Raw genomic sequence first — 14217 nt, forward strand, 5'->3', positions numbered from 1 at the left:
GGATAACCGTTTGGGATTTAAAATTATACTAAAAGATTATCTATGGCATATTTTATCACATCTGCTTTATTATCAAGATCTAATTTAATTTTGATATTACGTATGTGAGTTTTTACTGTTTCTAGACTTATAAATAGCTCATCAGAAATTTCTGACATACTTCTACCATGTGCCTGTAACTTTAAGACCTCTTCTTCTCTTGGAGACAATAATATTTGTTGCTTTTCCTCATCATCAATTAGGTCCTTTAAACCCGGAGAGAAGTAATTCGAGCCATTTAGGATTGTCTTTATGGCTTCAATAAAACTATCAGGGTGATCGTCTTTTAATATATATCCATTCACATTAGAATTAATTGCTTTTTTTATTAATGATCTTTTTCTGTGCATAGAAACAATAAGATATTTCTGATCATCATAATTTAATCTTGCTTTATTAATAAATTCATACCCTTTCATTTCGGGCATATCCATATCGACCAGTATGATATCAAATTCATTTAATCTCATACCTAATGCTTCTATTGGATTGTTTACAATTACGACAACAGCATTCAGTTCTTTTTGTAAAAATTGCTCTATACCCGTTGAAAATAAAATGTGGTCATCAACAATTAGTATGTTAGGTGTTGGCATCTGAAATAGTTCAATTAAATAATAGTAGTAACGTATAATAGTTGTTTTACATCATAGTTTGGAAAGCAATATATTAATTTACAATCATTATATAATCAATTGAATAAAAAGATTAGTTCTTACGTAATATTTATTGCAAAAAATGTTTTTGATCTCTATTCAATTCCTAACAAATGTTGATAAAAAAGAACAAAAATAATGTGTATCGTTTCATATATGTATGTTTATCAAACTCTTAAAAAAAATGAAAAAATCAAAGTTTAAACACCAAAACGGATACATTATTAAGTTCGATGACGCTATTAAAAATTTAGAACTTTTCAATAAAGAAATGAATCAAGAAAATTATGATTCGATTGTAAGTAAGATTAAATCATAGTTTCTTATAAATTCAGATAAAATATTTAAGAAGGTTATTTCCATTATATAGGAAGTAACCTTTTGTTTTACAAAATTAATTTTTTCTGAGCATTCTAATTTTTAACTTTGTTCTATACCATTAGTGCAAACAAATAGGTATGAGTTTATTCTATTTATTTAGAATGAATGATAAACTTCCAGAACTTCTTACTAATACTCTTCTTTTCATCATGAAACATATCATTTACTTTTTCGGATTACTTATTTTCATTGGCTGTAATACAAATCTATCGGATAAAGATGGATACGACGAAAACTTAGCACAAAGCTATGAAGCAGATCAATACGGCATGAAAAAGTATGTGATGGCCTTCTTAAAAAAAGGGCCAAATAGAAGTTTAAGTGAAGAGGAAGCTTTGGAGTTACAAACTAAACATCTTAAAAATATAAACCGATTGGCCGATGAAGGAAAGCTTGTTTTGGCAGGTCCTTTTTTTGGCGATGGAGAAATAAGAGGTATTTATATTTTTAATGTGACGTCTATTGAGGAAGCAGAGGCATTAACCAATACAGACCCTGCTATTCAAGCGAAAAGTTTAGTGATGGAATTAAAAGAATGGTATGGATCTGCTGCATTGATGGCAGTAAATGATTTACATAAAAAATTAGAAAAGACGAATGTTGTCGATGGAGGAAATTAAACTATCATATAATCAAACAGAACAATTAAACCAATTTGAACTAGAAGGTTTATTCAATTTATGGAATAGTGTATACCCTATGCAATTGGCCTATAAGGATCTAGATGGATTAAGGGATTATTTTGCACCATTGCAAAACAAACAACATATCCTAGTTAAGACTGCAACAAATAAGGTAATTGGATGGTTCTTTAGTTTTGAGCGTGAAGGTGTACGTTGGTTTGCTGTATTGGTAAATAATGAATACAAGAGAAGTGGAATTGGTAGTGAGTTGATAAAACGTGCCAAAAAGCAATTTGCTCCTTTGAATGGATGGGTAATTGATCATGATCGTTATTATAAATTGGATGGTGAAAAATACGAATCGCCAATTGGTTTTTATTTGCGTCATGGTTTTCAGATAGACAGTGATGTTCGATTAGAGATTCCTATTCTATCTGCAGTAAAGATTCATTATCCTTAGTAGTAAAAAATTATTTAGATCTACTTATTAGTAAAATATAATGCAATAAAAAATCCCTGTTTGGACAAACCAAACAGGGATTTATATTTATAAACTAATTTATGTCTTAGTCTTCTAAAGCTGCAATACCAGGAAGAACTTTACCTTCCATCAATTCCAACATTGCACCACCACCAGTTGAGATGTATGATACTCTATCGCCGAAACCTAAAGTGTTTACAGCAGCAGCAGAGTCACCACCACCAATTAATGAGAATGCACCAGCTTCAGTTGCTTCAGCAACAGCAGTTGCCACAGTAGTAGTACCGTTAGCAAAGTTTTCCCACTCAGAAACACCCATTGGTCCGTTCCAAAGTACAGACTTAGATTCTTTAATTACTTTAGAGAATTCTTCAGCTGCTTTTGGTCCGATATCAAGACCCATGTAACCGTCTGCAATAGCGTTAGAATCGTAAGAAGCAACAGCTGCATCCTCACCGAATTTATCGCCACAAACAGAATCTACAGGCAATAATAGGTTCACCCCTTTAGCTTTTGCTTTTTCGATTAATTCTAAAGCCAAGTCTAATTTATCTTCTTCACATAAAGAGTTACCGATAGTACCACCTTGTGCTTTGAAGAATGTATAAGCCATACCACCACCGATAATAATATTATCAGCAACTTCCATGATACGCTCGATCAATAAGATTTTGTCAGATACTTTAGCACCACCCATGATAGCAGTGAAAGGACGAGCTGGGTTATCAGTAATTTTCTTCGCGTTTTCAACTTCGCGACCCATTACATAACCAGATACTTTTTCGTCCATGAACTTAGCGATAACTGCAGTAGAAGCGTGTGCTCTGTGAGCAGTACCGAATGCGTCCATTACCCAAACATCACCACGAGAAGCTAATTTCTTAGCAAACTCTTCGTCACCTTTCTTTTCTTCTTTGTAGAAACGTAAGTTATCCAATAACATCACTTCGCCTGGCTTCAAGTCAGCAGCCATAGCATCAGCTTCAGCACCGATTGGATCGCCACCGAATTTTACTTCAAGACCTAATTTTTCAGATAATGGAGCAACAACGTGCTTTAAAGAGAACTTATCCTCGAAACCATCTTTTGGACGTCCCATGTGTGACATCAAGATAGCAGAACCACCGTCAGCAACGATTTTCTTAACTGTAGCAATTACTGCATTGATACGAGTGAAGTCACGAACTGAAAAATCTGGGTTTAAAGGTACGTTCAAGTCAACACGTACAACCGCTTTCTTACCTGCGAAATTATAAGAATCGATAGTTTTCATATTAATAAACTACGTTTTATGAATTTGTGATTTTTTTTAAAATTGCGTGTGCAAACTAGATTTATATTTCACTAAAAAAAATGACTAAAATCAGAGGTTAAAATTATTTTTTATAAACGTAAAAAGCACATTATTACATTTTTAGTAAAGAATTCTTAGCGTTTTCATCAGTTAGTTGACTATATTTAAAGATGTTAACTAGTCGTAGAAATTTATTGATTTCACGACACCTTAATTCGTTACAACTTTCTCTTCATACTATTCAATTTTTGACATTTTCACTAACCCTATTCCAAGTAGAATATCAATTATAGAAAATTCCTTGAGGAGTGCTTGAAATAAAAGTCGATTAAAACGATCATCACCAAAGTAAAGTGAGTATAATCTCTCCTATTACTTTCAATAATTCAGATCGATTTAATCCATATATCTCTTTTCTATCCTTTTTAGATAGAAAAGGAACAATTATCAAAATCTTATTAAAATAGTTAGATGAATAGAATGAGATTAAGGTGTTGTCTTTGGCAACACTTTTTTTATGCTTATTTTAAAGGAACAATTTCCAACATTCATCATAACACATGAACATTACTGACATTAATCAACTACCCACACAAAAAGGGAAAGTCGCTATTATTACAGGTGCCAATGTAGGTTTAGGCTTAGAAACAGCACGTTTTCTCATACAAAAAGATATTACGATAGTGATGGCTTGTAGAAGTCAGCAAAAAGCAATGAATGCTAGAAATCTGTTACTTAAGGATGTTCCTGATGCTCGTATAGATGTTATTTTAATTGATCTAAACAGTTTACAATCGGTTAGAGATTTTGTGATCAATTTTACAGATAAATACGATCGTTTAGATTATTTGATAAATAACGCCGGCTTGATGATTCCTCCCTTACAACGAACAGAAGAGGGTTTTGAAAGTCAGTTAGGAGTTAACTACCTTTCTCATTTTTTACTAACAGGTTTGCTTTTACCCATACTAGAAAAAACAGAGAATAGTCGTGTAGTAGCCCTTGGAAGTTTAGCACACCGCAAGGGGAAAATTGATTTTAAAAACTTAAATTGGGAAAAAGACTATCATAATTTCAAAGCGTACTGTCAAAGTAAGTTAGCTTGTGTCATGTTTGGATTTGAATTGGATAGACGTTTGAAGAAATCAAAAAGTTCGGTCACATCGGTGATTGCTCACCCTGGAGCCTCCCTAACAAATTTAGGAAGGTATGCACCAGCGCTTATTAATAACATTGTGATGAAAATTGGCACTCCATTTCTCAACTCTGCTGCTATGGGAGCAATCCCTACAATACATGCTGCCTTAGGTGAAGATATAGAAGGTGGAGATTATATTGGACCTGCTAGTTTACTAGAACTGAGAGGTCATGCCTCTAAAAAAGTAAAAGCGACAAAATATGCACAAGATGAACACTTAGCGAAATCGTTATGGGAAACATCGGAAAGATTAGTACACTTTAACTACCCTATTTAATCAATGAAAATATTAAACTATTTAAGTCCTCAGTTTGGTGGAATTGTAGATCTTCAAGAAGAAGAGAAATTAGAAAAGTCACCTCAATGGAAAGAGGGTAAGTTCGAAAATCAGGAAGAAACCACCATGTCAATTAACATGAAAACCCTTCCTGGCTTATTAAAAAAACAGTTTACAAATAGAGCAGCAAGAGCACCTAAAAAGAATATATCCATTCTTCCATTTCATGAGGATGAATACAATATCAATATTCATCAACCTAAATGTGTTTGGTATGGACATTCGGCCATGTTGCTTCAGTTGAATGGAAAAAATATTCTGATTGATCCTATGTTAGGACAAGATGCTTCTCCGATCGGACCTATCAATACGAAAAGATACAGCAAGGATAGTTTAGAAGTAATCCGCCAATTACCTGATATCGATATATTATTACAAACCCACGATCATTATGATCATTTGGACTTGGATAGCATCAACCTTTTAAAAGGTAAGGTGAAACAATATATTGTAGGGTTAGGCATCAAAAGGCATCTTGTTACTTGGGGTGTGGAGGAAAGCATAATTACGGAGGTCGACTGGTGGGACAAAGTGCATGCACATGGGATGGACATCACCTACACTCCTTCTCGACATTTTTCTGGTAGAGGATTATCGGATAGAGCGAAGTCGCTTTGGGGTGGTTTTGCCATCAAAACACAAAGCCATAATATCTATTGGAGTGGTGACGGAGGATACGGCCCTCACTTTAAAGAAATAGGCAAAAAGCTCGGTCCTTTTGATTGGGGCTTTATGGAAAATGGTCAGTATAACGAAAATTGGCATCATATACATATGTTCCCTGAAGAAAGCGTTCAGGCGGCGTTAGATGCTAAAGTTCAAAAAGCTTTTGCGGTGCATTGGGGAGGTTTCACTTTGGCTTTACATACCTGGAAAGACCCCATTGATCGTTTTGTAAATGAAGCTAGAAAGAAAAATCTAACCGTCTTCTCTGCACAGATTGGGAAAATTGTAGAGATGGATAGAAATGATGAACATTACGATTGGTGGACAGTATTAGAGTAATATTTTATGGTAATTGTGATGCAGTTCACAGTTGGGAAACACTTCTTTTAGGATATTTGTAGTATATTAATAGAAACCCAAATTTAAAATACTATGGAAAAATTAAAGAAGATTATCGTTTTAGTACTTAAGATTACAATAGCCATTATATTAGTCCAAACATTAAGATTTAAGTTTACTGCTCATCCAGATAGTGTTTACATTTTTACTCAGGTAGGTATGGAACCTTTTGGCAGAGTGGGTATTGGAATATTGGAATTAGTCGCAAGTATATTAATTTTAATACCTCGAACGTCTTGGATGGGAATTGTCCTAACTTTAGGTATTATTGGAGGTGCAATTATGATGCACTTAACCATCTTAGGAATAGAAGTGAATGGCGATGGTGGAAGTCTTTTCTACTTAGCTGTTCTAACGGAAGTTCTAGCGTTTACAGTTTTCGTTATGGAAAGGGAGAAATACCCTTATATCAATAAATATTTGATGGCTGCTTAATTAAATTCATCAAATTTATAAGCCTTCTGATACAAAATCAGAAGGCTTTTCTTTTTTGAACGTCTTGGTAAAACCTCTGAACACAAAAGTAAAATCACACCTTTTAGATCTTCGTTTTAAAGTACTATACTATCAGAAACTCTGAAGTATTTTGTTTACAAACAGTAGATCAAATGAAAAAGGTTACTTTACTAATACTTACTACAATCATTGCTTTTGGGTCATTTGCTCAGAAGAAAAATAAATCAAATAAAAAGAAACCAAACATCTTAGTGATTTGGGGTGATGATATCGGATTCTGGAACATTTCTGCCTACAACAGAGGTATGATGGGTTATAGAACACCAAACATCGATCGTATTGCTCACGAAGGTGCGATCTTTACAGACCACTATGCACAGCAATCTTGTACTGCTGGTCGTTCTGCTTTTATTCTTGGAGAGCACCCTTTCCGTACTGGTCTTTTAACGATCGGTATGCCTGGTGCGGACCATGGTATTCCTGATTGGGCACCAACAATTGGTGACGTCTTGAAAGAAAAAGGATATACTACTGGTCAATTTGGTAAAAACCACTTAGGTGACCAAGACAAACACCTTCCTACCAACCATGGTTTCGACGAGTTCTTTGGTAACCTTTACCACTTGAATGCAGAAGAAGAGCCAGAGTCGGATTCATATCCAAAAGATCCTGAATTCAGAAAGAAATGGGGACCAAGAGGAGTGCTTCATACTTATGCAGATGGTCGTATTTCTGATACAGGTCCATTAACTCGTAAGCGTATGGAAACAGTAGACGACGAGTTCTTAGCTGCTTCTGTAGAATTTATTGAAAACGCTGTTGAAAAAGACGAGCCTTTCTTCGTGTGGTTCAACTCCTCAAGAATGCACTTACACACACGTTTAAAGCCAGAATCAATTGGTGTTACAGGGAAAGGTTTATACCCTGATGGTATGGCTGAGCACGACAAGCAAGTGGGTACTTTATTGGACCTTTTGGAAGAACTTGGTGTAGACGACAATACAATTGTAATCTACTCTACTGATAACGGTGCAGAGAAATTTACATGGCCTGATGGTGGTACTTCTCCTTTCCATGGTGAAAAAGGTACAACTTACGAAGGTGGTATGAGAGTTCCTCAAGTAGTGAGATGGCCAGGTGTTATCGAGCCGGGTACTGAAATTAACGACATCATGTCGCACGAAGACTGGTTGCCTACTTTAGCTGCGGCTGCAGGTTACAACGATATCGTCGCTGATGGTAAAAAAGGATTTGAAGCGAATGGTAAAGAATGGAGAGTTCATTTCGATGGATTCAACTTCAAGCCATATTTCGAAGGTAAAGTAGAAGAAGGTCCTCGTCATGAGATCTACTACTTTGCTCAAAACGGTAAATTTGATGCGATCCGTATCGACGATTTAAAAATTTCATTTACTCAATTAGAAGGAAACTTCCGTACTGCAGTTCGTCAGAGTACTGCATGGCCTACAGTAACTAACTTAAGATCGGATCCATTCGAAACAGCTAAATTCGAATCAGAAATGTACTTCCGTTGGTTAGTAGATCAGATGTGGGTAATGGTACCTGCTGGTGCTAAAGTGAAAGAATTCTTAGGTACTATCGAAGGATATCCTTTCCAAATGGGCTTCCAAGTAGACGTTTCGAACTTAGGATACGATACGTTTAGAATGAAGAAGTTCATGACTGACCTTGAAGAGATGAAAAAAGAATTCGATAAATAATTTAGTAGAAAATGTCATTGATTGTTTTATTATGAATCTACAAACCTGATATCAAAATTACATGACATTAAATTCATATCGATTTCTTAGGGGTGTTACTTTGTAATGCCCCTACTTATCAAATCATTTATTAGTTTATAAGCACTACTACTTTTTATAAGGTAGTAGTCTTTTTTCGTTATACATTTCCTATTTTTATCATATGAATATCCCTCGTTTAGAATTTAAAGAAGGCAATATACTCCAATTAATGGATCAGCTGATCGATAATTTTGGAGGTGAACGTAAGCAAGGAACTTATAACCTTAACCATGAATTATTAAAAGCGGAAATTCGATATATTGAATTAGGAAAAGGGGTTGAAATCACCTTAAACTCCATTAAGTTTTCTGAGGATTACAATGTCCTTTTTAACGGTAACAACCAAAAAGATAGACATCTCTGTTACCGTTTTTCTCTTTCGGGTGATTTTGTCAATGGATTTCCATTTGATGAAAATAAGGTATCAAAGAGTGAGGGCATGGCAATTTTCGATACGGCTATGACTTTTGAAACTATCATGAGAAAAGATCAATGGCATCAATGGTTGGGAATCAGAATATCAAAAGGTATCATTGAAAATAACTTTGCTCATTTCTTAGACTATTTTGGTGATGTTTTCAATAAAGAAAAGACATGGATGATTTACGATCATACCCCTCTTGAGGTCAACCTACTACTAAAAGAACTATTTGATTTAAAACACCAAAAGAAACTATTGCCCGTAGAAAATGCTTTCATTATTGCGAAATCGAGTGAGATTATTGGCATCTTTTACGAACGTATTCTAAGCAGAAAGGTCCTTCAAAACAAATATGTACATGAAGAAGACCTCAAAGCACTATTCAAAATAAAAGATGATATTCTCAGCACTTTCGAGATGCCTCCTTCTTTAGAAGAAATTGCCGAAAAATACGGATTCTCCGTTTCAAAGTTAAGACGTGATTTCCAAAAAGTGTTTGGAACATCCATCCATAAATTCCACCAGAATTATCGATTAGAAGAAGCGAAAATCGCTCTAGCAGCTAAGAATAGAACCGTCACAGAAATCTCCAGAACTTTTGGATATAAGTCGATTGCAAAGTTTTCTTATGCATTTAAGAAGAAGTTTGGGATTGCGCCGAGTGAATTTATTCTAAAGTGAAAAGTGAAGAATGAAAAGTGAAAAACGTGAAATGTTATACTCTTTCTGGCGCCAATGTTAAGCGAAGCGTCATTGGTGACTGAAAAACTTGAGAGGTCTCCTGACCTCGTTTTTAATTAATAGGTAATAAGTAATAACTAATAGGTACTGAATTTACGTGCCTCATAGGCTTATTAGGAACTAGGAACTAGGAGTTAGGAGTTAGGAATTCTGAATTTACGCTCCTCATGACGCGGGCACGGGTTAGGAAACCCGCCCTAGTTATTGATCGCTCTTCGCTCTTCGTTTTTCACTCTTCACTCTTAACTTCCATCCCTAACATTTCACGTTTTTCATTTTTAATTTAAAAGAACGTTTTCCCCTGGAAGTTTAAAATCCGAATTCTTCGTTCTAGCATTTTCAAAAATAACCCTTACTTTTTCTACGATTTCTGGATATTGGTCTGCAACATTATTTTCCTCCTTGGAGTCTTTTGACAGGTCATATAACTCTACTTTTGAGATATTAGGTTGATTCAATTGGTATTGAACGCCTTTCCAATGGTCAAATCTTGTTGCCACTCTACCTCCTGCTCCATGAAATTCCCAATACAGATAGTTGTGTTCTTTTTGATTTTCCTTTCCTAACAATGTAGGTAAAAAAGAGATCCCATCAATTTTATGACCTTCAGGAATTGTAGCTTTTGTCAATTCAGCAATAGTGGGTAAAACATCCCAAAACGCAGATGGATGATTTGTTTCTGATCCTTCTTTTATCTTTCCTTTCCAACTTACAATCATAGGCACTCGAATACCTCCCTCGTACAGATCTCTTTTAACCCCTCTAAATGGTCCAAAAGAGTTAAAGAAATAAGGATCAGCACCACCTTCAATATGAGGTCCATTATCTGAACTAAACATCACAATGGTATTTTCTTCTAATCCTTTATCTTGCAGTTTTTTCATTATATCTCCAACAGAACGATCCAAATAGGTCATCATGGCGGCAAAGGCTGCTCTTGGATATTCTTGATCTCCATAAACACCATGAATAAATCGTTTTTCTTGATTCCAATTTTCATCACTGTTCTTTTTGTCGAGAAAAGGAGTTCCTGTGTATTGCTGTTTGAACCTTTCAAAAATTGTATCATTAGGTACTAACATTTCTGCATGTGGTATTGTGTAAGGTAAATACAAAAAGAAAGGAGTTTCTTCGTTTTGTTTATCAATAAACTCTAAAGCTTTTTGATGTATAAGAGAATGTGCGTATTCGTTTTTTGCATCATTATAATTTTCATCAAGTAGTACTTTTTCGCCATTATGTCTTAAATACATTGGAAAATAAGTATGTGCCAAACGTTGACAATTGTATCCAAAGAACTCGTCAAAACCTTGTGCATTTGGAGCTCCTTCTGAATGAGGATAACCCAATCCCCATTTCCCAAACATGCCTGTTACATATCCTTTTTCCTTCAACAGTCTTGTAATGGTATAAGCTTTTTTAGGAAGAGGATGCTGTCCTTCAGGAAATACTTCTTTATTACCTCTTATTGGGGCATGCCCAGTATGCAACCCAGTAAATAATGTTGCCCTTGATGGAGAACAGACACTACTTCCAGCATAATGATCAGTAAATTTCATTCCTCTTTGGGCCAATGCATCAATATTAGGTGTTGAAAATTTCTTTTGACCATAACAGCTTAAATCACCCCAACCAGCATCATCACATAAGATGTAAACAATATTAGGTAGCTGTTCCGAAGATTGTTCATCGGTAGTCACTTTACCATTAATACATGAAAGAAAAGTGAGTGGAAGAACAAGCAGGAAATATTTGATTCTTTTATTCATACATCAATTAGACATTCTTAATTAAAAACAGATAGATCCCATTGGTCTTTCCATTCTAATATTATCCTATCATTATCAAATTGGATAGGTAACCAAATGTATCTTCCATCAATAGCATTATTAGGTTTCCAACGATCAGCCATAAAAATGAAAGCATCTTTCTTCCCTTGGACCGGTAAGATATAAGTGCTTTGTGATTTAAAAGTTGTCGCTTTTTGATCTTCTGTTCCGATAACCGGATTTCCTAATTCAGTCCATGGACCAAAAATATGATCTGAAGTAGCCGAACGAGCTGGATTTGGATTCCAACTTGTACAATCTGATCCTATGAAATAGTATTTACCTTCAGAGGTTTTCATAATGCTCGGTGCTTCCATATATCGGTTTGGAAAAACTCTCACATAGTTACCTGTATGTGATAAATAATCATCACTAAGTTCTGCAATATGTAGAGTACTATTTTCTTCAGAAGAATATAGATGATAGGCTTTACCATTATCATCCACAAACAAATTCATATCTCTTGCCATTTGTCCTCCTTCGAAATCTCTACCTAAAATATTTAAAGAATCAGGATGGTTTGGCAAACATTCCTTACCTCCACAATAAGCTGATTTGACAGAATCAGCTACTGCTCTCTTATGAAATTCCTCCACATTTAATGGCCAATTTCCTTTATTAGGACGCATAGACTTTAAATAAGTAAATGGACCTGTAGGTGAATCTGAAATGGCGACACCCGATCGAGCTGCATCGTAACCTAGACTTATCAACTCCAAATGAAACCACATTATGTATTTGTTCGTCTTCTGATTGTAAATCACTTTAGGACGTTCAATAATACATCCTTTGGCTATATCTGCTTTCGGGTTTAAGGTATCTACCTCTAAAGCTATCCCTTCATCTTTCCAATTGTATAAATCTTTTGATGAGTACACATGCACTCCCACTTGCGCTGTATTGCCTTGGTGACCTTCAATTTTATGCTCCCCATACCAATAATAAGTATCATTATGGTATAAAATTCCACCACCATGTGCATTGATGTGTTGACCATTATTGTCTTCCCAAACCTGACCAGGTTGAAAATTAGTATATCGTGAATTTTTAGTTGTACAAGAACATAAAATGCCCATGAACAACAGTAATAAATACCTATTCATAATTAAAAAAAATTGTTTGTTTATTGTAATTACTTTGTATCTCGGCTCTGCAGCCAATGTTAAGCAAAGCGTCATTGGTGACTGAAAAACGTTAGAGGTCTCCTGACCTCGTGTTAGGTAATAAGTATTAACTAATAGGTAATAGGTACTGAATTTACGTTCCTCATTAAGCAAACACTAGCATTGAAACAAAATGTAATCAAACGAGATCAGGAGATCTCTTAAGTTAATAGACACAGGTGACGCTTCGCTTAACACCTGCGACAGTTTGACTACCAAGATTATTCCGTACAAGCCCCTCTACATCATACTTCACTAACTACGTTTTTCATTTTTAACTTTTCATTTTTAATTTAAATATGCTTTTCAATTTCCTCTCTCGCCCTCACTGCATCGTACTCTAGGTTCACTTCTGTAGGAATCTCCCCTCCATGTTCTTGTATCCATTCTTGCAATAAGCGATACATTGATTTTGCTTTTTTCGGATGTTTGTCGACTAAGTTATTACGTTCAGAAATATCAGTTTCTAAATTGTATAATTCCATTCCTTGATCTTCATAATAGTAATGTAGTTTCCAGTTTCCTTTGATGATTACTGATCCCGGTCGAGTTCTAAATAGAGGATCACGAGCATCGTCTCCTCCTTTGGTGTATGCTTGTAAGTAAATAGGGAAATGATAAACGATTACTCGATCATGATCAAATTTCTTTTTCCCTTCTATTAAAGGTTTTATCGACTCCCCATCTAAAGGGTAATTATCTGGTGCTTCGACGTTAATCAAATCTAAAAGTGTCGGTAGATAATCTAAATGAGTTACTCTTGTATCCACTTCAACTCCTGCTTTCCAATGTCCTTTCCATTTAAAAAGAGTAGGCACTTTTATTCCTCCTTCATAATAAGATCCCTTCCCTGCCCTTAACGGTAACTGATGAGAATAGGTATATATTCCTCCATTATCTGAGGTGAAAATGATTATGGTATCTTCTGTTAAACCTAATTGATCTAAGGCAGTTAAAAGTCTTCCTACATTCCAATCGGTATTCTCTACTAATGCTGCATAGATAGGATTGACTCTATGTCCATCAGAAAACTTCTTTCCTCTGTATTTTTCTATTAATTCAGGTTTTCCCATCAATGGAGTATGGATAGCGAAGAAAGGTAAATACAGAAAGAAAGGTTGCTCTTTATTTTTCACATTCGATAGATAGTGAATTGCTTCATTCGTTAATCTATCTGTTAGAAATTCCCCCTCTTCTTTATCCTCAATATTGAACATTTTATAAGGGCTGAAATAACTTTTGGGTTGACCTTTATGTCCACCTGCAATTGTATAGTCAAACCCCATATCGCGGGCATCATCACTTACATGCCATTTTCCAAACATAGCCGTTTGATAACCGTGTTCCTTTAAAATTGAACCCATAGTTAAAGCATCCGTCTTCAATTTTGTTTTGGTTGGTATTCCATTCAACTTTCTAGTAAAAGGTGCACCTCTATTGGATGAACCTACCGTTGAGATTCCATGCCTTGTTGTGGTTTGTCCTGTGATCAAACAAGCACGTGATGGAGCACAATTGGCAGCACCTGCATACCCGTTGATAAATGATATACTTTCTTTAGCTAACTGATCAATATTGGGAGTCTGGTAAATATCATTTCCTTGGTAACCAACATCACTCCAACCCAAATCGTCTACATTAATTAATAAGATGTTTGGCTTATCATTTTGAGCAGATGCATTTGATAGTAGACAAAAGCCAAACACTAATTTTAAAATTGATTTTATCATC

Annotated in this window: 12 protein-coding genes; 7 read left to right on the forward strand and 5 right to left on the reverse strand. The window is 35.2% G+C overall.

The window, feature by feature from the left end; genetic code table 11:
• Positions 1 to 23 precede the first annotated feature (23 nt).
• The gene (locus MY04_RS10745) at positions 24 to 635 is read right to left on the reverse strand and encodes a response regulator (RefSeq protein ID WP_066209544.1); all 612 of its coding nucleotides are present in this window, start codon (positions 633 to 635) and stop codon (positions 24 to 26) included.
• Between the two features lie 518 nt (positions 636 to 1153).
• Between MY04_RS10745 and MY04_RS10750 the strand changes: the two genes are divergently transcribed.
• Positions 1154 to 1696: a YciI family protein gene (locus MY04_RS10750; RefSeq protein WP_236941067.1), complete on the forward strand. Its 543-nt coding sequence runs from the start codon at positions 1154 to 1156 to the stop codon at positions 1694 to 1696.
• Complete coding sequence (locus MY04_RS10755; RefSeq protein WP_158297655.1) at positions 1683 to 2159, forward strand: GNAT family N-acetyltransferase; 477 nt, start codon at positions 1683 to 1685, stop codon at positions 2157 to 2159. The genes MY04_RS10750 and MY04_RS10755 overlap by 14 nt, the downstream gene beginning before the upstream one ends.
• Positions 2160 to 2265: 106 nt before the next feature.
• Here the strand turns inward: MY04_RS10755 and MY04_RS10760 are convergent, their stop codons facing one another.
• A complete protein-coding gene (locus MY04_RS10760) occupies positions 2266 to 3453 on the reverse strand; it encodes a phosphoglycerate kinase (RefSeq protein WP_066209548.1) in 1188 nt (395 codons plus the stop codon).
• Between the two features lie 581 nt (positions 3454 to 4034).
• Between MY04_RS10760 and MY04_RS10765 the strand changes: the two genes are divergently transcribed.
• From MY04_RS10765 to MY04_RS10785, 5 genes are all read left to right on the forward strand, one after another.
• Positions 4035 to 4949: an oxidoreductase gene (locus MY04_RS10765; RefSeq protein WP_066209550.1), complete on the forward strand. Its 915-nt coding sequence runs from the start codon at positions 4035 to 4037 to the stop codon at positions 4947 to 4949.
• Between the two features lie 3 nt (positions 4950 to 4952).
• Complete coding sequence (locus MY04_RS10770; protein ID WP_066209552.1) at positions 4953 to 6014, forward strand: MBL fold metallo-hydrolase; 1062 nt, start codon at positions 4953 to 4955, stop codon at positions 6012 to 6014.
• Between the two features lie 93 nt (positions 6015 to 6107).
• Positions 6108 to 6509 (forward strand): DoxX family protein, encoded by a 402-nt coding sequence (locus MY04_RS10775; RefSeq protein WP_066209555.1) that lies wholly within the window; start codon positions 6108 to 6110, stop codon positions 6507 to 6509.
• Between the two features lie 173 nt (positions 6510 to 6682).
• On the forward strand, positions 6683 to 8251 hold the full coding sequence (locus MY04_RS10780) for an arylsulfatase (protein WP_066209557.1): 1569 nt from the start codon (positions 6683 to 6685) through the stop codon (positions 8249 to 8251).
• Positions 8252 to 8453: 202 nt separating this feature from the next.
• Positions 8454 to 9434: a helix-turn-helix domain-containing protein gene (locus MY04_RS10785; protein ID WP_084005838.1), complete on the forward strand. Its 981-nt coding sequence runs from the start codon at positions 8454 to 8456 to the stop codon at positions 9432 to 9434.
• 338 nt (positions 9435 to 9772) lie between these two features.
• Here the strand turns inward: MY04_RS10785 and MY04_RS10790 are convergent, their stop codons facing one another.
• The 3 genes from MY04_RS10790 to MY04_RS10800 form a co-directional block, all read right to left on the reverse strand.
• Complete coding sequence (locus tag MY04_RS10790) at positions 9773 to 11263, reverse strand: arylsulfatase (protein ID WP_066209561.1); 1491 nt, start codon at positions 11261 to 11263, stop codon at positions 9773 to 9775.
• 17 nt (positions 11264 to 11280) lie between these two features.
• The gene (locus MY04_RS10795) at positions 11281 to 12426 is read right to left on the reverse strand and encodes a glycoside hydrolase family 43 protein (RefSeq protein WP_066209563.1); all 1146 of its coding nucleotides are present in this window, start codon (positions 12424 to 12426) and stop codon (positions 11281 to 11283) included.
• A 353-nt stretch (positions 12427 to 12779) separates the two neighbouring features.
• Positions 12780 to 14216: a sulfatase gene (locus MY04_RS10800; RefSeq protein WP_101958143.1), complete on the reverse strand. Its 1437-nt coding sequence runs from the start codon at positions 14214 to 14216 to the stop codon at positions 12780 to 12782.
• Between the last annotated feature and the right edge of the window lies 1 nt (position 14217).

Source organism: Flammeovirga sp. MY04, assembly GCF_001682195.2.
In the GTDB taxonomy this organism is placed as follows: domain Bacteria; phylum Bacteroidota; class Bacteroidia; order Cytophagales; family Flammeovirgaceae; genus Flammeovirga; species Flammeovirga yaeyamensis.

Coding starts and splice junctions, on each gene's coding strand:
- MY04_RS10745 (WP_066209544.1), bottom strand. CDS start 635: ATGCCAACACCTAACATACTAATTGTTGATGACCACATTTTATTTTCA.
- MY04_RS10750 (WP_236941067.1), top strand. CDS start 1,154: ATGAGTTTATTCTATTTATTTAGAATGAATGATAAACTTCCAGAACTT.
- MY04_RS10755 (WP_158297655.1), top strand. CDS start 1,683: ATGGAGGAAATTAAACTATCATATAATCAAACAGAACAATTAAACCAA.
- MY04_RS10760 (WP_066209548.1), bottom strand. CDS start 3,453: ATGAAAACTATCGATTCTTATAATTTCGCAGGTAAGAAAGCGGTTGTA.
- MY04_RS10765 (WP_066209550.1), top strand. CDS start 4,035: ATGAACATTACTGACATTAATCAACTACCCACACAAAAAGGGAAAGTC.
- MY04_RS10770 (WP_066209552.1), top strand. CDS start 4,953: ATGAAAATATTAAACTATTTAAGTCCTCAGTTTGGTGGAATTGTAGAT.
- MY04_RS10775 (WP_066209555.1), top strand. CDS start 6,108: ATGGAAAAATTAAAGAAGATTATCGTTTTAGTACTTAAGATTACAATA.
- MY04_RS10780 (WP_066209557.1), top strand. CDS start 6,683: ATGAAAAAGGTTACTTTACTAATACTTACTACAATCATTGCTTTTGGG.
- MY04_RS10785 (WP_084005838.1), top strand. CDS start 8,454: ATGAATATCCCTCGTTTAGAATTTAAAGAAGGCAATATACTCCAATTA.
- MY04_RS10790 (WP_066209561.1), bottom strand. CDS start 11,263: ATGAATAAAAGAATCAAATATTTCCTGCTTGTTCTTCCACTCACTTTT.
- MY04_RS10795 (WP_066209563.1), bottom strand. CDS start 12,426: ATGAATAGGTATTTATTACTGTTGTTCATGGGCATTTTATGTTCTTGT.
- MY04_RS10800 (WP_101958143.1), bottom strand. CDS start 14,216: ATGATAAAATCAATTTTAAAATTAGTGTTTGGCTTTTGTCTACTATCA.